21 protein-coding genes and 1 tRNA gene are annotated in these 18,095 nt (G+C 70.7%); 5 read left to right on the forward strand and 17 right to left on the reverse strand.

Annotated features, from left to right (window positions below):
- The first annotated feature begins 82 nt into the window (after positions 1-82).
- Positions 83-1,564 (forward strand): MFS transporter, encoded by a 1,482-nt coding sequence (locus ACFULQ_RS37350; RefSeq protein ID WP_383552815.1) that lies wholly within the window; start codon positions 83-85, stop codon positions 1,562-1,564.
- 154 nt (positions 1,565-1,718) lie between these two features.
- The gene (locus ACFULQ_RS37355; protein ID WP_383552818.1) at positions 1,719-2,483 is read left to right on the forward strand and encodes a TetR/AcrR family transcriptional regulator; all 765 of its coding nucleotides are present in this window, start codon (positions 1,719-1,721) and stop codon (positions 2,481-2,483) included.
- A gap of 99 nt (positions 2,484-2,582) precedes the next feature.
- On the opposite strand, the gene ACFULQ_RS37360 is transcribed toward ACFULQ_RS37355, so the two are convergent.
- From ACFULQ_RS37360 to ACFULQ_RS37375, 4 genes are all read right to left on the reverse strand, one after another.
- Positions 2,583-3,056: a PPOX class F420-dependent oxidoreductase gene (locus tag ACFULQ_RS37360; protein WP_383552820.1), complete on the reverse strand. Its 474-nt coding sequence runs from the start codon at positions 3,054-3,056 to the stop codon at positions 2,583-2,585.
- 44 nt (positions 3,057-3,100) lie between these two features.
- Complete coding sequence (locus ACFULQ_RS37365) at positions 3,101-3,922, reverse strand: YceI family protein (RefSeq protein WP_383552823.1); 822 nt, start codon at positions 3,920-3,922, stop codon at positions 3,101-3,103.
- Between the two features lie 93 nt (positions 3,923-4,015).
- Complete coding sequence (locus tag ACFULQ_RS37370; protein ID WP_383552826.1) at positions 4,016-6,547, reverse strand: MFS transporter; 2,532 nt, start codon at positions 6,545-6,547, stop codon at positions 4,016-4,018.
- Between the two features lie 13 nt (positions 6,548-6,560).
- Positions 6,561-7,082, reverse strand: a complete 522-nt coding sequence (locus ACFULQ_RS37375; RefSeq protein WP_383552829.1) for a MarR family winged helix-turn-helix transcriptional regulator — start codon at positions 7,080-7,082, stop codon at positions 6,561-6,563.
- A 195-nt stretch (positions 7,083-7,277) separates the two neighbouring features.
- Between ACFULQ_RS37375 and ACFULQ_RS37380 the strand changes: the two genes are divergently transcribed.
- Entirely contained in the window at positions 7,278-7,481 is a 204-nt protein-coding gene (locus tag ACFULQ_RS37380) for a hypothetical protein (RefSeq protein WP_383552831.1), read from the forward strand.
- Positions 7,482-7,487: 6 nt separating this feature from the next.
- Here the strand turns inward: ACFULQ_RS37380 and ACFULQ_RS37385 are convergent, their stop codons facing one another.
- From ACFULQ_RS37385 to ACFULQ_RS37425, 9 genes are all read right to left on the reverse strand, one after another.
- A complete protein-coding gene (locus ACFULQ_RS37385) occupies positions 7,488-8,216 on the reverse strand; it encodes a hypothetical protein (RefSeq protein ID WP_383552834.1) in 729 nt (242 codons plus the stop codon).
- 54 nt (positions 8,217-8,270) lie between these two features.
- Positions 8,271-9,164 carry an RNA polymerase sigma factor SigF gene (locus ACFULQ_RS37390; protein ID WP_383552837.1) on the reverse strand — a complete coding sequence of 298 codons (894 nt, stop codon included), beginning with the start codon at positions 9,162-9,164 and terminating at the stop codon, positions 8,271-8,273.
- A 339-nt stretch (positions 9,165-9,503) separates the two neighbouring features.
- Positions 9,504-10,340: an RNA polymerase sigma factor SigF gene (locus ACFULQ_RS37395; RefSeq protein ID WP_383552891.1), complete on the reverse strand. Its 837-nt coding sequence runs from the start codon at positions 10,338-10,340 to the stop codon at positions 9,504-9,506.
- 182 nt (positions 10,341-10,522) lie between these two features.
- A complete protein-coding gene (locus ACFULQ_RS37400) occupies positions 10,523-10,816 on the reverse strand; it encodes a Dabb family protein (RefSeq protein WP_383552840.1) in 294 nt (97 codons plus the stop codon).
- A gap of 19 nt (positions 10,817-10,835) precedes the next feature.
- The gene (locus ACFULQ_RS37405; protein ID WP_020134015.1) at positions 10,836-11,012 is read right to left on the reverse strand and encodes a hypothetical protein; all 177 of its coding nucleotides are present in this window, start codon (positions 11,010-11,012) and stop codon (positions 10,836-10,838) included.
- A gap of 102 nt (positions 11,013-11,114) precedes the next feature.
- Positions 11,115-11,199: transfer RNA gene (locus tag ACFULQ_RS37410), tRNA-Ser, on the reverse strand.
- A 91-nt stretch (positions 11,200-11,290) separates the two neighbouring features.
- A complete protein-coding gene (gene tadA / locus ACFULQ_RS37415; RefSeq protein WP_383552843.1) occupies positions 11,291-11,716 on the reverse strand; it encodes a tRNA adenosine(34) deaminase TadA in 426 nt (141 codons plus the stop codon).
- Positions 11,717-11,763: 47 nt separating this feature from the next.
- The gene (locus ACFULQ_RS37420; RefSeq protein ID WP_383552893.1) at positions 11,764-12,297 is read right to left on the reverse strand and encodes a hypothetical protein; all 534 of its coding nucleotides are present in this window, start codon (positions 12,295-12,297) and stop codon (positions 11,764-11,766) included.
- Between the two features lie 324 nt (positions 12,298-12,621).
- Positions 12,622-12,951 (reverse strand): hypothetical protein, encoded by a 330-nt coding sequence (locus ACFULQ_RS37425; protein ID WP_383552846.1) that lies wholly within the window; start codon positions 12,949-12,951, stop codon positions 12,622-12,624.
- Between the two features lie 98 nt (positions 12,952-13,049).
- On the opposite strand from ACFULQ_RS37425, the gene upp reads away from it, so the two are divergent.
- On the forward strand, positions 13,050-13,685 hold the full coding sequence (gene upp / locus ACFULQ_RS37430) for a uracil phosphoribosyltransferase (protein ID WP_383552849.1): 636 nt from the start codon (positions 13,050-13,052) through the stop codon (positions 13,683-13,685).
- 278 nt (positions 13,686-13,963) lie between these two features.
- Here upp and ACFULQ_RS37435 read toward each other — a convergent pair whose 3' ends face one another.
- Together ACFULQ_RS37435 and ACFULQ_RS37440 are read right to left on the reverse strand one after the other, a co-directional pair.
- Positions 13,964-14,605 carry a LytR C-terminal domain-containing protein gene (locus ACFULQ_RS37435; protein WP_383552851.1) on the reverse strand — a complete coding sequence of 214 codons (642 nt, stop codon included), beginning with the start codon at positions 14,603-14,605 and terminating at the stop codon, positions 13,964-13,966.
- Positions 14,606-14,704: 99 nt separating this feature from the next.
- Positions 14,705-15,001, reverse strand: coding sequence for a type II toxin-antitoxin system VapB family antitoxin (locus ACFULQ_RS37440; protein WP_003999914.1), 297 nt, complete (start codon positions 14,999-15,001; stop codon positions 14,705-14,707).
- Between the two features lie 105 nt (positions 15,002-15,106).
- Between ACFULQ_RS37440 and ACFULQ_RS37445 the strand changes: the two genes are divergently transcribed.
- The gene (locus ACFULQ_RS37445; protein WP_383552854.1) at positions 15,107-16,726 is read left to right on the forward strand and encodes a helicase HerA-like domain-containing protein; all 1,620 of its coding nucleotides are present in this window, start codon (positions 15,107-15,109) and stop codon (positions 16,724-16,726) included.
- Between the two features lie 213 nt (positions 16,727-16,939).
- Here the strand turns inward: ACFULQ_RS37445 and ACFULQ_RS37450 are convergent, their stop codons facing one another.
- Entirely contained in the window at positions 16,940-17,260 is a 321-nt protein-coding gene (locus ACFULQ_RS37450; RefSeq protein ID WP_383552857.1) for a hypothetical protein, read from the reverse strand.
- Between the two features lie 231 nt (positions 17,261-17,491).
- Complete coding sequence (locus ACFULQ_RS37455; protein WP_383552860.1) at positions 17,492-18,088, reverse strand: HhH-GPD-type base excision DNA repair protein; 597 nt, start codon at positions 18,086-18,088, stop codon at positions 17,492-17,494.
- Positions 18,089-18,095 lie beyond the last annotated feature (7 nt).

Here is an 18,095-nt window from a genome sequence, read left to right on the forward strand (position 1 = left end):
CCGCGGGTCACCGCCCCACGCGCGTGTGTACGGCGAGAAAGCGCGTTGTACGGCGTATAAGAACTGTTCTACGGTGTACGGCATGACCGCTCCCGCGCCCGTCACCGTCTCCCAGGGCCATCCCCAGCGCTGGTTGATACTCGGCGTCATCTGTCTCGCCCAGCTGACCGTGCTCCTCGACAACACGATCCTGAACGTGGCGATCCCCTCGCTCACCAGCGAACTGGGCGCCGCCACCTCGGACATCCAGTGGATGATCAACGCGTACTCGCTGGTGCAGTCGGGCCTCCTGCTCACCGCGGGCAGCGCCGCCGACCGCTACGGCCGCAAGAAGATGCTGGCCGCGGGGCTGGTGCTGTTCGGGGTGGGCTCGCTGGTCGCGGGCCTCGCCGACTCCACCGCCCAACTGATCGCGGCGCGGGCCGGGATGGGCGTCGGCGGAGCCCTGCTGATGACCACCACGCTCGCCGTGGCGATGCAGATCTTCGCGCCCGAGGAGCAGCCGAGGGCGATCGGCATCTGGGCGGCGGTGAACTCCCTCGGCTTCGCCACCGGCCCCCTCCTGGGCGGCTTCATGCTGAACCACTTCTGGTGGGGCGCGATCTTCCTGATCAACCTGCCGGTCGCCGCGCTCGCCCTGGTCGCGGTGGTGATCCTGGTCCCCGAGTCCAGGAACCCTTGCGGCGACCGCCCCGACCTCCTCGGCGCGCTCCTGTCCACCATCGGCATGGCCTCCCTGGTGTTCGCGATCATCTCCGGCCCGGAGCACGGCTGGACGTCCGGCCGGGTGCTGGCGCCGGCGGCGGTGGCGGTCGGGGTCCTCGGGGCGTTCGCGTGGTGGGAGAGCCGGATCCCGCACCCCATGCTCGACATGCACTTCTTCCGCGACCGTCGCTTCACCGGGGCCGTGGCGGGCGCGGTGCTGATCACCTTCGGCATGGGCGGCTCGCTGTTCCTGCTCACCCAGCACATGCAGTTCGTCCTTGGTTACGGCCCCCTGGAGGCGGGGCTGCGCACGGCACCGCTCGCGCTGATGATCGTGGCCCTCAACTTCACGGGGGTGGCGGCGAAGTGGTCGGCGCGGCTCGGGACCCCGCTCTCCATCGGGCTCGGCATGGCGGTGATGGCGGCGGGCCTGCTCTCGATCGCCACGCTCACCGGCCACGGGTATCCGGGCACGCTGCTCGGGCTGGTGCTGATCGGCGCGGGGGCGGCGGTGGCGAGTCCCGCGATGGCCCACGCGATCATGAGCGCGATCCCGCCGGAGAAGGCCGGGGTGGGAGCGGGGATCAACGGCACGGTGGCGGAGTTCGGGCAGGGGCTGGGGGTCGCGGTGCTGGGCGCGGTGCTGAACTCCCGCTTCGCAGCGGGGATCTCGGTGGCCGCGGTGTCCCTGCCGGGGGCGTTGGCGGAGGCGGGGTCGGGGGCGGAGCGGGCGCGGATCACTGACGCGTTTGCCTCCGGCCTGGAGAGCAGCCAAATGGTGGGGGCGGTGGCTGTGTTGCTGGGTGGGGTGGTGGCCGGGGTGTTGTTGCGGCGGGCGGAGCGCGGTGGAGTCGCCTGAGGGGTAGGGACCTCGTGTGGTTGGCGGCTGCGGGTCCGTTGTGGCTGGTCGCGCCCACGCGGCGGAGCCGCATATCGACACAGCCCCGCGCCCCTGTAGGTCGGTGGGCGCCTAGCATCTTTGACAGTGGACGGATGTTTTCGAAAGGTGTGCCATGGCTGACGCGGGCCAGAAGGCCTCGGGCCGGACCAGTGTCTGGCTGGAAGGCAAGGTACGCCGGAGTGGGCGGGGCGGAGGGCAGCCCTCGGGGCTGGACCGGGAGCGGATCACCGAGGCCACCGTGCGACTGCTGGACACGGACGGCCTGGCCAGGTTCTCCATGCGCAGGCTGGCAAGCGAGCTGAACGTGACCGCGATGTCCGTCTACTGGTACGTCGACACCAAGGACGACCTGCTCGAACTCGCCCTGGACGCGGCCTTCGACGGACTGGAGCTGCCGGACCCGGAGACCGAGGAGGAGGACTGGCGGGACCAACTGCGCACGATCGCGCGCGAGTACCGGGGCCTGCTGGTCCGGCACCCCTGGGTCTCCCCGCTGGCCGGCACCTTCCTCAACATCGGCCCCCACTCCCTGGCCCTGTCCCGGACCGTGCACCGGGTCATCCGCAGGAGCGGCCTGCCCGCGCACGGCATCACCGGTGCGATCTCCGCCGTCTTCCAGTTCGTCTACGGCTTCGGCACCATCGAGGGCCACTTCATCACCCGGGCGGCCGGCGCCGGCATGACCCAGGACGCCTACTTCCGCCACGCGATGGCATCAGCGACCCGGTCCCCCGACGCCGCCGAGATCCTCAAGGAGAACGAGGAGATCATGACGGCGAGGGGCGGCGACACGGTGGAGGAAATGAGAGACAGGGACTTCACGTTCGCCCTGGAGCTACTGATCAAAGGAATCGAGGCGATGGTGGAGCGCCGATAGGGGCGCGGGGCTGTGTCGATATGCGGCTCCGCCGCGTGGGCGCGACCAGCCACCACGCACCCGCACCCGCACCCGCCAACGAACAGAACCCGCCACCCCCTAGGCGTCCGGCGAAGCCAACCGCGCAGGAAATCCACCCGTAGCCACCGGCCCCCACCGCTCCGGCGTGACCCGAATGATCGACTTCCCCTGCCGCACCATCGCCGCCCGGTACTCGTCCCAGTCGGGATGCTCCCCGGAGATGTTCCGGAAGTACTCCACCAACGGCTCCACGGACTCCGGCGAGTCGATGACCTCCGCGGTCCCGTCGACCTGCACCCACGGCCCGTCCCAGTCGTCGCTCAGCACGATCACGCTCACCCGCGCATCCCGCTTCGCGTTCCGCGTCTTCGCCCGCTCGGGATACGTCGACACGACGATCCGCCCCGAGTCGTCCACCCCGCACGTCAACGGAGAGGCCTGCGGCGACCCGTCCCCACGCCGGGTCAGCAGGATCGCCCGGTGCCTGGGGCGCACGAAGTCCAGCAGTTCATCGAGGGAGACGGCCGTGTTGCTCGCGATGTTCGGTGCCATGGAATCACCCTAGTTGGAGCACCAGAGAGTTCCACCGCACACCCTCAGCCCTGCGGCAGCGACTCCCCCTGCACCGCCTGTACGTCGAGTTCGACCTTCAGCGTCGTGCCGATCGCCGCTATCCCCGCCTGCACCACCTGGTTGTAGTTCATGGCGAAGTCCTCCCGGTGCAGTTGGGTCGTGGCGCGGAAGGCCGCGCGGGTTCCGCCCCAGGGGTCGGCGCCCGTGCCGAGGTAGGCGAGGTCCAGGTCGACGGGGCGTACGACACCGCGCATCGACAGGTCGCCCCGGACGGTCCAGCGGTCCGTGCCGGCCACGACCAGGCCCGTCGACCGGTAGGTGATCTCCGGGTACCGCTCCACGTCCAGGAAGTCCGCCGAGCGCAGGTGCTCGTCCCGCATCGCGTTCCCGGTGTCGATGGAGGCCGCCCGGATCACCGCCTCCACCCGGGACTTGGTCACGTCGTCCGGGGCGACCTCGATCGCCGCGGTGAAGTCGGTGAAGCGGCCGTGGACGCTGGAGATGCCCAGGTGCTGGGCGACCGCGCCCACGCTGGAGTGGGCCGGGTCGACGGTCCAGGGGCCCGGCGGCGGGAGTTCCGTACCGCCGATGCGGGCCAGCGTGACCGTACCGACCTCGGCCCGCCCGCTCGCCGTGACGATCGCACTGGAGGCGGCGGGCGCGTACCCGACGGCCGTGACGATGACGGTGTACGGCCCCGGCTCCAGCTCGGTCGAGTCCCGTACCGCGCCCTCCGGGTCCGCCTCCGCGCGCAGCACCTGCGTCCCGGTCATGTCGGTCACCGTGACGACCGCGTGCGACACGGCCCATCCGTCCCGGGTGCGGATCCTCGCGGTCAGTGGCATGTCTGGTACCTCCTCCAAGAAGACCGGCCCGTGGCGGGCGCGCGCCTCCGCTCGGAGCGCGCGTTCCCCCGCCACGGGCCGGAGTGGGTGGAACTACTCGCCGGGGTGGGCGAGTTCGATGTCGTGTCCGTCGACCGCGGGGCCGTTCACCGTCAGGGCCGTCGCCTGCGGCGGGTAACCCGTGGCGATGACCGTGTACTCGCCCCCGTCCAGGTCGGTGAAGGCGTACGCCCCGTCCGTCCCGGTGGTGGCGGTGCCGACCACGTTGCCGGCCGCGTCCACGAGGGTGACCCGCGCGTCGGCCAGCGGACCGTGCGGCGCCCGGACGACACCCTGGAGGCGGGCGCCCGAGTCCAGGTCCACCTCGACGCGGGTGACACCGGTGCCGCCGACCTCGACGGGCAGGGCGCGCGGCCGGAACCCGGCGGCGTTGACCGCGACGGTCACCGCCCCCGGCACCAGCTCACCGAAGGCGAACTCGCCCTGCTCACCGGTGGTCCCGGTGGCCAGCAGATCGCCCCGCACATCGGTGACGATCACCATCGCGTCCTTGACCGGCTCCCCGCTCACCGCGGCCCGCACGAGCCCGTTCAGCCCGCTGGTGCCGCTGAGGAGGATGTCGTACGCCACCGGCTCGCCGCCCACCAGGACGGTGGACGCCTGCGGCTGGAACCCGTCCGCGGCGGCGATCAGCACGTACGACCCGACGCTCGGCGCCTCGACGGCGTAGGAACCGTCGGACTGCGTGACCGACCGGCCCAGCTGCCGTCCCGCGAGGGAGATCAGCGTGACGGCTGCCTGCGGGACCGGCGCGCTCTCGTTGCCGCGCACGAAGCCGCGGACCGGGATGCCGCCGGAGCCCTCGCCGGAGGCCTCCGGACGGGCCAGGGTGGCCACGGCGGACAGCCGCTGGGTGCCCTCGGGAGCCGTCTCGGTGTCCGAGGCGACGGTCTCGGCGGCCGCCCAGCTCGGGGTGTGCGCGGCGGCCGCGGTCTCCTCAGGGGCCGGAGCGGAAGCCGGAGCCCCCTCGGTCGCCGCCTGCGCCAGCCCACCCTTGGTCCGCAGCGGGACCTCCTTGATGAACAGCGTGATCAGGAACGCGAGGGCCGCGAGGGCGCCGGCGATCAGGAACACGTCGGCGATGCCGTGGCCGTAGGAGCTCTCCATGAGCGTGCGCACCGGGGCGGGCAGCTTGGCGAGGTCCGGGATGCTGTCGGTGGAGGAGCCGGAACCGGCCAGGGCGGCCCGGTACTTGGGGTCGAGGGCGGCGACGCCGTCCGAGACGTAGTGCGTGATCCGGTGGGACATGACCGCGCCGAGCGCGGAGACACCGACCGCACCGCCCAGGGACCGGAAGAAGGTGACCGTGGAGCTGGCCGAGCCGAGGTCGGACGGGTCGACCTGGTTCTGGGTGCAGAGCACCAGGTTCTGCATCATCATGCCGATGCCGAGACCCAGCAGGGCCATGAAGATCGACATCTTCCAGTAGGCCGTGTCGTAGCGGATGGTCCCCAGCAGGCCGAGGCCGGCCGTCACGAGCACACCACCGCTGACCAGCCACGCCTTCCAGCGCCCGGTGCGGGTGATGAACTGCCCGGAGACGGTCGAGGAGACGAACAGTCCGCCGATCATCGGGATCGTCATGACACCGGACATCGTCGGGGACTTGTCACGGGCCAGCTGGAAGTACTGGCTGAAGAAGACCGTGCCGGTGAACATCGCGACACCGACGAACAGCGAGGCCAGCGACGCGAGCGTGATGGTCCGGTTCCTGAACAGGCGCAGCGGGATGATCGGCTCGGTGGCCTTGGACTCGATCAGCACGAACAGCAGTCCGAGGACGATCGACCCACCGACCATGGTGTACGTCTGCCACGACAGCCAGTCGTACTTGTCACCGGCGAAGGTGACCCACACCAGCAGCAGGGAGACGGCGGCGGCGATGGCGGTCGCGCCCGCCCAGTCGACCTTGACGTCCCGCTTCACGACGGGCAGGTGCAGGGTCTTCTGGAGCACGATCAGGGCGAGGACGGCGAAGGGGACGCCGACGTAGAAGCACCAGCGCCAGCCCAGCCACGAGGTGTCGGTGATGACACCGCCGAGCAGCGGGCCGCCGACGGTGGCGACGGCGAAGGTCGCGCCGAGGTAGCCGGAGTAACGGCCGCGCTCGCGCGGGGAGATCATCGCCGCCATGACGATCTGGGCGAGCGCGGACAGACCGCCGACGCCGATGCCCTGGACGACACGGCAGGCGATCAGCATGCCGGAGTTCTGCGAGAGACCCGCGGCCGCGGAGCCCAGCACATAGATGACGAGCGCTATCTGGACGAGCGCCTTCTTGCTGTACAGGTCGGCGAGCTTGCCCCACAGCGGGGTGGCCGCGGTCATCGACAGCAGGGCGGCGGTGACGACCCAGGTGTAGGCGGACTGGCCGCCGCCGAGGTCGCTGATGATGTGCGGGAGCGCGTTGGTGACGATCGTGGACGACAGGATCGCCACGAACATGCCGAGCAGCAGGCCGGAGATGGCCTCCATGATCTGCCGGTGCGTCATCGGGGCGTACTCGCCGGAGCCTCCCCCGTGCTTGGCGTGAGCCCGCACACCGGCTGGTGTGGTCGTTGCCATGGGCTTCCTTCTCTTACTTGGTGATCGCGGGTGTACGGGTGGTCTGTTCGAGTACGAGGGGTGCGGGCGGCCGGGGTTCGGGACCGTGGGCGCGGGTGTCGTGCGAGCGGGTGTCGTCGAAGCTCGCCCGCAGCCGTGCCATCAGCGCGGTCAGCTGGGCCACCTCGTCGTCGCTCCAGTCGCCGAGCCGCTCGGCGAGCATGAGGCAGGTCCGCCGGGACAGCTGGTCCAGGAGCGCCCGGCCCGCGGGGGTCAGCCGGAGGATGCGCGAGCGCCGGTCCGCCGGGTCGGGGGAGCGCTCGATCCAGCCGCGTTCGACGACGTGCGCCACATGGCGGCTGGTCACGGACATGTCCACGGCCAGCAGCTCGGAGAGCTTGCTCATGCGCATGTCCCCGTAGCGCCCGAGGAGGGTCAGCACGGCGGCGGAACCGGCGGGGCAGTCGGACGGCATCATCCGCCCCAGCTCCCTCTTCACGGCTCCGAAGGCGCTGAACTGACGGATCAGCTCCTCGTAGCGCGCCTGCTCGCCCATCACACCTCCCGTATTCGTTGCTTAGGGCAACCATAGGCGTGCTTGGTTGCTACAGGCAAATAAAACGGCGTGAGTGCGGCATAAAAACTTGGCAAAGGCAAGTATTGCGAACGTAAACCGGCACGTGAGGCCCCCTGATACCCCCGTCGGCCCCGCACTTGGGCCCCATCGCCGGATTCGCTAGGGTCTCTGGGCATGGCTGACAACCAGGGCCCCCAGGGCAACTACGACCCCGCCGGCAGCACCCAGATGTTCCGTGCCTTCGTCGACGAGGGTCCCCAGGGCGGACGGCAGCAGGCCGCCCCCGCCGCCTCCGCAGGCCCCCGCGTGGGCCTGATCATCGGCGTGATCGTCGCCGTCGCGGTCGTGGCCGCGGTGGCCTGGCTGGCGCTGAAGTAAGCGGGACTACCCCCACCGGACGGTGACGTCCCGCGTCTCCACCCGCATGCCGAGCGGCACGCGCCACGCGTCGACGCACACCGTCCAGGTCCTCACCACACGCGCGCCGGCATCGATCGGCACCGGGAGCTCCGCCGCGGACTCCACGGTCGCCCAGTCGATGCCGAGCGCGCCGATGACGTGTGTCCCGAAGGTGACGGCCCCCGAGGTCACCGGCGAGCCCCCGGTGTTCCGGAACTCCAGCGTGACGTCCTCGCACCAGCGCTTGTCTGTCGCCTTCCGGACCGGCTCGGACCAGACGAGGGCCGCGGGTCGCGGGGGCGCTTCCGCGGAGGGGGACGCCGAGGGGCTACGACCGTCCCCGGGGCCCTCGATGGGCCGCGCGGGCGCGTCCGTGGCACCGCCGGCGCCGGCCGGGGTGCCGGTCCGCCCGGTACCGGCTGCCGTCGATCCGGCAGACGTGCCGCCCCCGGAGGCCGGGGCCGCCGACGCCGGGCTTCTGATCGGGGTGGACGCCGGGTCCTGGAGGGGCACCAGTGTCACGTCGCCGGTCGGGGTGATGGCCGTATCGGATGAAGGTGTGGGGCCGCCCGCCGCGCCCGTGGCGACGTAACCCTCGCCGGGTCCGCCCCCGCACGCGGCCAGGGCCGCGCCGAGACAGACGACGGCCGCCGACGCGCCGATCAGGGCGCACCGACGGCCATGTGTCCAGGTCGTCCGGGGTAGGCGAGGCATCGCGCCATGGTGGCTGACGCCCCGTCAAATGGGAACCCTTCTGCTGGGACGGGATCAGTCGGAGATGAGACCCTCGCGCAGCTGGGCCAGCGTGCGGGTCAGCAGGCGGGAGACGTGCATCTGCGAGATGCCGACCTCCTCGCCGATCTGCGACTGGGTCATGTTGGCGAAGAAGCGGAGCATGATGATCTGCCGCTCGCGGGGCGGCAGCTTCGCCAGCAGGGGCTTGAGGGACTCGCGGTACTCCACGCCCTCCAGGGCGGTGTCCTCGTAGCCGAGGCGGTCCGCCAGGGAGCCCTCGCCGCCGTCGTCCTCCGGGGCGGGGGAGTCCAGCGAGGAGGCGGTGTAGGCGTTGCCCACCGCGAGGCCGTCGACGACGTCCTCCTCGGAGACGCCGAGCACCAGGGCGAGTTCCGCGACCGTCGGGGAGCGGTCCAGCTTCTGGGAGAGCTCGTCGCTGGCCTTGGTGAGGGCCAGGCGCAGCTCCTGGAGGCGGCGCGGGACGCGGACCGACCACGAGGTGTCGCGGAAGAACCGCTTGATCTCGCCCACGACCGTCGGCATCGCGAAGGTCGGGAACTCCACGCCCCGCTCGCAGTCGAAGCGGTCGATCGCCTTGATCAGGCCGATGGTGCCGACCTGGACGATGTCCTCCATCGGCTCGTTGCGCGAGCGGAAGCGGGCGGCCGCGTAGCGCACCAGCGGGAGGTTGAGCTCGATGAGGGTGTCCCGGACGTACGCGCGCTCGGGGCTGTTCTCGTCGAGTGCGGCGAGCCGCAGGAAGAGGGAGCGGGACAGGGTGCGGGTGTCGATGGCTCCGGACACGGCCTGGGGGGCCGGAAGGGCCTGGGCCGGCGCGGCCTCGACAGCCGGGACGTCGATGAGCGCGGGCGCAGCCTCGCTCTTCGTGAGCGTGAGCACCTTCGAGCTGCCCTGGTCTGCGGACATGCCACCCCCTTTGGGTCGCGGGACGGTACGGCGGACGCTCCGTCGAGGAACGTCAGCCTTCACCTGAATACCGGAGCCGAAGCCCTGGCAAACGCGCTTCCGGCAGAATGTCACATGTCGGCAACACGCTGTAGTGACATGTCGACATGTGAGACTCGAATCCGCCCTGGATAAAGGGGGTCTGACGGTTTTTCGGCGCAGAAGTGTCGGGAACGGCGCTGGTGAGCGATTCGCTCGCGCCGGTTACGCCTCGACAGTGCTTGCGAACTGCGGTGTTCCGGAACGTGCGACCGTGCGCCCCTTATGCATCCGCTATGCGCCCACACCTTTGGCGCACATCTATGCGTCGATGCGATTGGCGGATCGCAGTCGCTGGAAGCTACGCGCGAGTAGCCTCGAAACGTGCATCTGTGAGACGCCGAGTTCCGCGCTGATTTGCGACTGGGTGAGGTTGCTGTAGTAGCGCAGGAGAAGGATTCTCTGTTCGCGCTCGGGGAGTTGCACCAGCAGATGCCGGACCAGATCGCGGTGCTCCACGCCGTCCAGCGCCGGGTCCTCGTAGCCGAGCCGGTCCAGGAGTCCGGGCAGCCCGTCGCCCTCCTGGGCCGCCTCCAGCGAGGTGGCGTGGTACGACCGCCCGGCCTCGATGCAGGACAGCACCTCGTCCTCGCCGATGCGCAGCCGCTCGGCGATCTCGGCGGTCGTGGGGGTGCGTCCGAAGGCGGTCGTCAGGTCCTCCGTCGCGCTGTTGACCTGCACCCACAGCTCGTGCAGCCGGCGCGGGACATGGACCGTGCGGACGTTGTCGCGGAAGTACCGCTTGATCTCGCCGACCACGGTCGGCATCGCGAAGGTGGGGAACTGCACGCCCCGGTCCGGGTCGAAGCGGTCGATCGCGTTGATGAGCCCGATGGTGCCGACCTGGATCACGTCCTCCATCGGCTCGTTGCGGGAGCGGAAGCGGGCGGCCGCGTAGCGCACGAGCGGGAGGTTGGCCTCGATGAGCGCCGCCCGCACCCGGTTGTGCTCCGGCGTGCCCGGCTGGAGCCCTTTCAACTGGCCGAAGAGCACCTGGGTGAGCGCCCGGGTGTCGGCGCCGCGGCTGCGGGGGGCCGCCTCCTGGGGAGGGGCCGCCTCCTGGGGAGGCGCGGTACTGGCCGACACGGTCAACGCCACCTCTTCGTTGGTCAACTCATCCGTCAAAAGCGGTCATAGCATCACAAGACATGTGCACTGTGTGCAAGCACCGCATAACGTTGGGTTAGGCCGTGTTGAGAGGCAGGTAAGAGCAAGTCGGGGCCCAAGACGCGCAAAAGCCTCCCGCCGTTCCCGGCAGGAGGCTTCGGAGCTTCTCGGGCTCAGTAGGCGTAGTCCGCGACCACCCAGGTCGCGAACTCCTTCCACAGCGCCACGCCCGCCTGGTGCTCCGGGTGCTCGGCGTAGGTCCGCAGCGCCGCCTCGTCCTCGAATCCGGAGTTGATCGCGAAGTCGTAGGCGATGGGGCGGTCGCTGATGTTCCAGCCCAGCTCCCAGAAGCGGATCTCGGGGATCTTGCCGTCCAGGGTGCGGAAGGCCTCCACACCCGCGACGACCCGCGGATCGTCGCGCTCGACACCCTCGTTGAGCTTGAACAGGACGAGATGGCGGATCATGGGCGTTCCCTCGGTTCGGTCAGTGCGCCCCGTCGGCCAGCCAGGTGAAGAAGTCGCCGACGGCCTTGGCGGCGTCCGATATGCCCTCGAACCCTATCTGCACGTAGTCGGCGGCCTTGGCCGGGTCCGTGATGATCACATACAGGACGAAGACCACGACCAGATAGACGGCGATCTTCTTACCGTTCACCGCCATCGCGGCCTCCCCCGCCTCTGCTGTTGCTTATGGGGCGCGAGTGTAACCGGGGTGATCAGCACGCATGAAGGGCCCCGTCTTTACGACGGGGCCCTTCTGAAGCGGTAGCGGAGGGATTTGAACCCTCGGTGACTTGCGCCACACTCGCTTTCGAGGCGAGCTCCTTCGGCCGCTCGGACACGCTACCGAGGGAGACCTTACAGCAAGGTGGGGCGTGCTTTGAAATCGGTAATCGGCGGCCCCTGGGTCGGTCCCGCCGTGGTCCTGCCGTGGTCCCGTCAGCGGTTCCGGAAGAACTCCGTGAGGAGCCGGGCGCATTCGTCGGCGAGGACTCCCTCGACGACCTCGGGGCGGTGGTTGAGGCGCCGGTCGCGGACGACGTCCCAGAGGGAGCCGGCCGCGCCCGCCTTCTCGTCGCGGGCGCCGTAGACGACCCGGTCCACCCGGGACTGCACGATCGCGCCCGCGCACATCGTGCAGGGCTCCAGCGTGACGACGAGCGTGCAGCCGGTCAGCCGCCACTCGCCGAGCTCCGCCGCCGCCCTCCTGATCGCGAGGATCTCCGCGTGCGCGGTCGGATCACCGCCCGCCTCGCGTTCGTTGTGGCCGGCCGCGAGCACGGTCGTACCGTCCGGGGACAGCACGACGGCGCCCACCGGCACGTCGGGGCCCGCCTTGCCGGCCTCTTCCAGGGCGAGCCGCATCGCGGCCCGCCAGCGGTCGCGGACCGGGTCCGGCGCGGTGGCTCCGGTCAGCGGACGGTCTCCAGCACCTCCGAGGCGCCCAGGGCCTCGGCGATCTCGGTGACGGCGTCCTCCGACAGGGACTTCAGCTCCTTCTCGCTGACGCCCAGGTCGTCGAGGACCGTGGCGTCACCGACCGGACCGTGCGGCACGGCCTCGGCGGAGCCGCCGCCGCTCTCGGCGTCGTCGTCCTCGTCGTCCTCACCGTCCTCGGTCCCGTCGAGGTCCAGGGCGTCCAGGTCGGGGTCGTCGTCGCCGGGCTCCCTTCCGAGCAGTTCGTCGGTGAGCAGGATCTCGCCGTACGAGCTGCGGGCGGCGGCTGCGGCGTCCGAGACGTAGATACGAGGGTCTTCCTCACCGTCGATCCGGACGACGCCGAACCACGCGTCTTCCTGCTCGATGAGTACGAGCACCGTGTCGTCCTCGGCCGAGGCTTCCCGGGCGAGGTCGGCCAGATCCGACAGGGTCTCCACATCGTCGAGCTCTGTGTCGCTCGCTTCCCACCCGTCTTCGGTGCGCGCGAGCAGTGCGGCGAAGTACACCGTGACTCTCCCACTGGTCATAGGCGTGCCGGTTGGGGGTCCCCCCGGCGGAGGTTGCGGGCGGGGAGAGCTCGGCTCCGAGCCCCACCCACTCGGAATCGTGGCAGAAACAAGGCGTTCAGGGGACGTCTTCGGCACCCTGTGTCCGGTGGTTTTGATCGCACGTGCGTCGGCACGTCGGTGAAGGACTCACCAGCGCACTCGTCGCCGCCACGAGCGGGATCGTACGCGGCTTTTCCCAGCGTCTTCGCACGGCCACCTGTTCAGCGCACCCCGCGGGCGTCGCCGACGCGGTTTCCGGGCACCTCGGGCGCGTTGAGTTTCTTACCAGCGGAAGGTCCGCATCCGCATCGCGTGCCGCAGCCGGGCCACCTTCGCCCGGCGGGGCTGGACCCGGTCGCGCAGCTCGCGGGCCTCCGCGAGGTCCCGCAGGAACTGGGCGCGACGGCGGCGGCGCTCGGCGTCGGTCTCGCGGGGGGCGTGGGGGTCCCTGGGGCCGCGTCCCGCGAGGGAGTCGGGTGTGTCCCGGGGTGCGCCGGGGTCGACGGGCCCGGCGGGCCTACCGGGGTCCCGGGTCTCTCTGGCGTCTCGTGACCGCCGCGGTTCCTGTCGTGACGGTTTCCGTCCGGATTCACGCTCCGGCAGGTCAGGCATAGGCTCACCACCCTGTTGTCCGTCCCTCCCACTTTCCCTCGGACGGGCGGTTTGACGCCAGCGCGAGCGGGACGGTGGTGCCGGTTACTGTTGTGGACATGCGCCTCCACGTCGTCGACCACCCCCTGGTCGCCCACAAGCTCACCACGCTGCGCGACCAGCGCACCGACTCCGCGACCTTCCGCCGTCTCGCCGACGAGTTGGTCACCCTGCTCGCCTACGAGGCCACGCGTGACGTGCGCACCGAGGCGGTCGACATCAGGACGCCGGTCGCCGCGACGACCGGCGTGAAGCTGTCGTATCCGCGGCCGCTGGTGGTGCCGATCCTGCGGGCCGGGCTCGGCATGCTGGACGGCATGGTCCGGCTGCTGCCGACCGCGGAGGTCGGTTTCCTCGGCATGATCCGCAACGAGGAGACGCTCCAGGCCACGACGTACGCGGCGCGTATGCCGGAGGATCTCTCGGGCCGCCAGGTCTACGTCCTCGACCCGATGCTCGCGACGGGCGGCACGCTGGTCGCGGCGATCCGTGAGCTGATCAAGCGGGGTGCGGACGATGTGACGGCGGTGGTGCTGTTGGCTGCGCCGGAGGGCGTGGAGATCATGGAGCGGGAGCTGGCGGGGACGCCGGTGACGGTGGTGACGGCGGCGGTCGACGATCACCTGAACGAGCACGGGTACATCGTGCCGGGGCTCGGGGACGCGGGGGATCGGTTGTACGGGGCCGCTGAGTAGCAGGGTGCGGGGTGGGTGGGGGCGGGCGTTTTGCGCAGTTCCCCGCGCCCCTGAGATGCCTGCGGCGGCCCGTTGCGGTCCGGTGGGGGCGTCTGTAGCGCGTGCGGTTCGGTGGGGGCGGGCGAGGGTAGCTGACGGTCCCGTCGTAGCGGGCGTCACCGCAACCCACCTAGGGGCGCGGGGAACTGCGCGACCAGCCCCCACTCACCCGCACCCGCCCGACTACCGCACCCGGCACCCCTCTAGGCGCCCGACCCCGACATATCCGTAGGCGAACTTCAGCAGCTCTTCTTGGAAGACGTCGCCGCCGGCTCCGGATGGTTCAGCGTCGCCAACGCCTTGTCGGCCGCCGCCTTCCCCGTGAGGTTCTTGAACGCCGACCCGATGATCAGGTCGACCTCCGCCCCCTTGCGCGCGTCCGTGCGGGTCTCCGCAGCCGCCAGCTGCGTGCCCAGCACCGGCAGGGACGTCTTCAGCGCGGACGCAGGGCCGAGCAGTATCCCCGTGCCCTTGACCTTCTTGTCGTAGGCCGCTGTCGCGTTGCCCACGTCCCCGATCCGGAAGCCCCGCTTCTTCAACTCGTCCGCGGTCTTCTTGGCAAGGCCACCCCGCTTGGTGGCGTTGAAGACGTTGACCGTGATCTGCCCCGGCTTGGGCAGCGCCGCCGCGGGAGCGGAAGGCGACGCGCTGACCTTGCTCGCGCAGTCCGCCTTGGGACCCGCCGCCGACGCCTGGTCCCCGCCGCCCGTGAACACGTCGATGAGCTGGAGCGTGCCCCAGCCGACCAGGCTCAGCGCGGCGACCGAGGCGACCACGCCGAGGACGAGCCTGCCGCGGCGCCGGGGCCGACGCATCCGGGGGTACTTGTCTCCCGTGATCCGGTACTTACCGCCCATGCCGGGGGGCGTCAGCATGCTCATGGGCGCAGCGTAGTGCGCCCGGGCGGCGATGCCTACTAGATGATCATTGACCGCGGTGCAGGTGAACCCGAAAGGGCCAAACCTTTACGCCGCGGTCACTCAGTCCAGCTCGAGCACACGCGCGTGCAGCACCTGTCGCTGCTGGAGCGCCGCCCGCACCGCGCGGTGCAGGCCGTCCTCCAGGTAGAGGTCGCCCTGCCACTTCACGACATGCGCGAACAGGTCGCCGTAGAACGTCGAGTCCTCGGCGAGCAGGGTCTCCAGGTCGAGCTGGCCCTTGGTCGTCACGAGCTGATCGAGGCGGACCGGGCGCGGCGCGACGTCCGCCCACTGCCGGGTGCTTTCCCGGCCGTGGTCGGGGTACGGCCGGCCGTTTCCGATGCGCTTGAAGATCACACGGAAAGCCTACCGGTCAAGACCTTCCGGGCGCAGCCATGGCGGGCGAGTGCGACGCTTGAAAAAATGCCCAAAAACTGGGCAAAGCGGGAACAGGGGTCTGGTATGAGCGAGCGAAAGACCGCACCCGGGGGCGTCACGGGGCCTCCCGCCGCAGCCGCCGACCGGTCCATGCCGGAGGCAAAACCCGGCTCCGCCGCCCTTCCGCAGCCGGCCCTGGAGATCGCCGCCGGCTATGCCTTCGGCGGGCCCGCCCTCGATCTCGGGGCGCTGCTGTGGGACGGGGTCTGTCTGCCGGACGCGCAGGTCAGGATCCCGCTGCCGATGCTCAACCGGCACGGACTGGTCGCCGGCGCGACCGGCACCGGCAAGACCAAGACGCTCCAGCTCATCGCCGAACAGCTCTCCGCACAGGGCGTGCCGGTCTTCCTCGCGGACATCAAGGGGGACGTCTCGGGGATCTCGGCGCCCGGGGTGCGCAATGAGAAGGTGCAGGCCAGGGCAGCGGACGTGCACCAGGAGTGGGTCGCCACCGGGTTCCCCGCCGAGTTCTACGCCCTCGGCGGCATCGGACACGGCATCCCCGTGCGGGCCACCGTCACCAGCTTCGGGCCGGTGCTGCTGTCCAAGGTGCTCCAGCTCAACCAGACCCAGGAGCAGTCCCTCGGCCTGATCTTCCACTACGCCGACCAGAAGGGGCTGGAGCTCGTCGACCTGAAGGACCTCAGGGCCGTGGTCGCCTTTCTGACCTCCGAGGAGGGGAAGGCGGAGCTCAGGAACATCGGGGGTCTGTCCACCGCCACGGCCGGGGTCATCCTGCGGTCCCTCACCGCGTTCGAGGCGCAGGGCATGGCCGACTTCTTCGGGGAGCCCGAGTTCGACACCGGCGAGCTGCTGCGGACGGCGAGTGACGGGCGGGGGCTGGTGTCCGTCCTAGAGCTGGCCGCCGTACAGGACCGGCCGCAGCTCTTCTCGACCTTCCTGATGTGGCTGCTCGCCGATCTCTTCCACGACCTGCCGGAGGTCGGGGACGCCGACAAGCCGAAGCTCGTCTTCTTCTTCGACGAGGCGCATCTGCTCTTCCACGACGCCTCGAAGGCGTTCCTCGACTCCCTCACGCAGACCGTCCGGCTGATTCGCTCGAAAGGGGTCGGCGTCTTCTTCGTCACGCAGACCCCGAAGGACGTACCCGCCGACGTCCTCGCGCAGCTCGGCAACCGGGTGCAGCACGCGCTGCGGGCCTTCACCCCCGAGGACCAGAAGGCGCTCAGGGCGACGGTGAAGACCTTCCCCGACTCCGCCTACGACCTGGAGGAACTCCTCACCGGGCTGGGGACGGGCGAGGCCGTCGTCACGGTCCTCAGCGAGAAGGGCGCCCCCACGCCCGTCGCGGCGACGCGGCTGCGCGCCCCGGAGTCCCTGATGGGTCCCGTCGAGGCCGGCACCCTCGACGCCGCGGTCAAGGCCTCGCCGCTGTACGGCCGTTACGCACAGGCTGTGGACAGGGAGTCGGCCTACGAGAAGCTGAGTGCGCGCGGTGCCAAGGGCCCGGACGAGATGGCGGACGAGGTGAAGGCACCGGCCAGGAAGCCCAAGGACGACCCCTCCGTCGTCGAACAGGTCGTCGGCAGCGGGGTGTTCAAGTCCCTCGCGCGGTCGCTGGGCACGCAGCTCGGGCGCGAGATCACCCGCTCGCTCTTCGGTACGGCCCGCAGGAGGCGGTAGCCGGGGGGCCACGCCTCCTGCGGGCCGCGGTGGATCAGCCGCGCTTCGGTTCCTTCACCGGCGGCTTCCGGTCCTGGTGCTGCGCCTTCGGCGCACTGCGTGCGGCTTCCGCGCGCAGCAGGGCGCGCAGGATCGCGTACGGGTCGGTGGGCATGGCTGTGTTCCTTGTCCCTCGCGTGAGTGCTGAGCCGGCCTGGGGGAAAGCGGGCTCTCTCAGCAGCGCAGGACCACGGAACGCAGGGCGGGCAGCGCGTACGGCGGCCGCGGGGGCCCCGGGAGCCGACGGCCCTCGGCGAGGGCGGGTGCCGTCCCGGGGTGCGGGGCGGGTCGCAGGGGTACGGCCGCTGCCGTGCGGTGGGCGGTGCGGGCCGGTGGGCGCAGGGCCGTGTCCAGGACGTCGTACTCGGCGACCTCACCGGCCACGACATGGGCCGCGTGCGTCTGTGCGGGGGCACCCGGCACGAGGAGCACGAGAAGCAGCACGAGCGCGCGCAGCGGACCGAGCCGGTGCGGAAGGCGTCGTACGGTGCTCACCCAAGGCGTCTCCCCCTCCGACGCGCCCGCTTCATCACTTCGGCCCGGGGATTCACCCGGTCGCAGCAAGGGGGGATGGGGCGCCGGGGCTCTCGCGGGGCGCGCAGGGGGCGCGACCGGCCGCAGGGGCCCTCGAAGGGCGGCTCGGGCATGTGCGGCCGCCGGACTCGGTCATGGTCCGGGCCGGGACCGGCGCCGGCGTCCCGGCCTGCAGGGTCGCCACCCGGCCGGCTAGGCCTTCTTCGTTGCCTTCGCCGCCTTCGCCGCCGCCTTCATCTCCTGTTTGTGGGCCCGGACCTTCGTCAGGGACTCGGGGCCCGTGATGTCGGCGACGGAGCGGAAGGACTTCGGTTCGCCGTACGCGCCGGCCGCCTCCCGCCAGCCCTTCGGCTGGACGCCGAGCTGTTTGCCGAGCAGCGCCAGGAAGATCTGCGCCTTCTGCTTCCCGAACCCCGGCAGTTCCTCCAGGCGGCGCAGCAGTTCCCGCCCGTCCTCGACGCCCTTCCAGACCAGCTCGGCCTCACCGTCGTAGTGCTCGACGAGGTACTGGCACAGCTGCTGGATCCGCTTGGCCATCGAGCCGGGGTAGCGGTGCACGGCCGGCTTCTCGGAGAGCAGCGCGGCGAAGGCCTCCGGGTCCTGCGCGGCGATGTCGTGCGCGTCGAGGTCGTTCGCGCCGAGCCGGTCCGCGATGGTGCGGGGCCCCTTGAACGCCCACTCCATCGGAACCTGCTGGTCCAGCAGCATCCCGACCAGCGCGGCGAGCGGGGACCGGCCGAGCAGTTCGTCGGCCTCGGAGTCCTGGGCGAGGTGAAGAGTGACGTCCATGCCCCGA

The organism is Streptomyces sp. NPDC057253 (assembly GCF_042669125.1).
In the GTDB taxonomy this organism is placed as follows: Bacteria; Actinomycetota; Actinomycetes; order Streptomycetales; family Streptomycetaceae; genus Streptomyces.

Excerpts from the sequence above, each read along its gene's own strand:
- ACFULQ_RS37350 (WP_383552815.1), top strand. The coding sequence starts at position 83 with ATGACCGCTCCCGCGCCCGTCACCGTCTCCCAGGGCCATCCCCAGCGC.
- ACFULQ_RS37355 (WP_383552818.1), top strand. The coding sequence starts at position 1,719 with ATGGCTGACGCGGGCCAGAAGGCCTCGGGCCGGACCAGTGTCTGGCTG.
- ACFULQ_RS37360 (WP_383552820.1), bottom strand. The coding sequence starts at position 3,056 with ATGGCACCGAACATCGCGAGCAACACGGCCGTCTCCCTCGATGAACTG.
- ACFULQ_RS37365 (WP_383552823.1), bottom strand. The coding sequence starts at position 3,922 with ATGCCACTGACCGCGAGGATCCGCACCCGGGACGGATGGGCCGTGTCG.
- ACFULQ_RS37370 (WP_383552826.1), bottom strand. The coding sequence starts at position 6,547 with ATGGCAACGACCACACCAGCCGGTGTGCGGGCTCACGCCAAGCACGGG.
- ACFULQ_RS37375 (WP_383552829.1), bottom strand. The coding sequence starts at position 7,082 with ATGGGCGAGCAGGCGCGCTACGAGGAGCTGATCCGTCAGTTCAGCGCC.
- ACFULQ_RS37380 (WP_383552831.1), top strand. The coding sequence starts at position 7,278 with ATGGCTGACAACCAGGGCCCCCAGGGCAACTACGACCCCGCCGGCAGC.
- ACFULQ_RS37385 (WP_383552834.1), bottom strand. The coding sequence starts at position 8,216 with ATGCCTCGCCTACCCCGGACGACCTGGACACATGGCCGTCGGTGCGCC.
- ACFULQ_RS37390 (WP_383552837.1), bottom strand. The coding sequence starts at position 9,164 with ATGTCCGCAGACCAGGGCAGCTCGAAGGTGCTCACGCTCACGAAGAGC.
- ACFULQ_RS37400 (WP_383552840.1), bottom strand. The coding sequence starts at position 10,816 with ATGATCCGCCATCTCGTCCTGTTCAAGCTCAACGAGGGTGTCGAGCGC.
- ACFULQ_RS37405 (WP_020134015.1), bottom strand. The coding sequence starts at position 11,012 with ATGGCGGTGAACGGTAAGAAGATCGCCGTCTATCTGGTCGTGGTCTTC.
- tadA (WP_383552843.1), bottom strand. The coding sequence starts at position 11,716 with ATGCGGCTCGCCCTGGAAGAGGCCGGCAAGGCGGGCCCCGACGTGCCG.
- ACFULQ_RS37425 (WP_383552846.1), bottom strand. The coding sequence starts at position 12,951 with ATGCCTGACCTGCCGGAGCGTGAATCCGGACGGAAACCGTCACGACAG.
- upp (WP_383552849.1), top strand. The coding sequence starts at position 13,050 with ATGCGCCTCCACGTCGTCGACCACCCCCTGGTCGCCCACAAGCTCACC.
- ACFULQ_RS37435 (WP_383552851.1), bottom strand. The coding sequence starts at position 14,605 with ATGAGCATGCTGACGCCCCCCGGCATGGGCGGTAAGTACCGGATCACG.
- ACFULQ_RS37445 (WP_383552854.1), top strand. The coding sequence starts at position 15,107 with ATGAGCGAGCGAAAGACCGCACCCGGGGGCGTCACGGGGCCTCCCGCC.
- ACFULQ_RS37455 (WP_383552860.1), bottom strand. The coding sequence starts at position 18,088 with ATGGACGTCACTCTTCACCTCGCCCAGGACTCCGAGGCCGACGAACTG.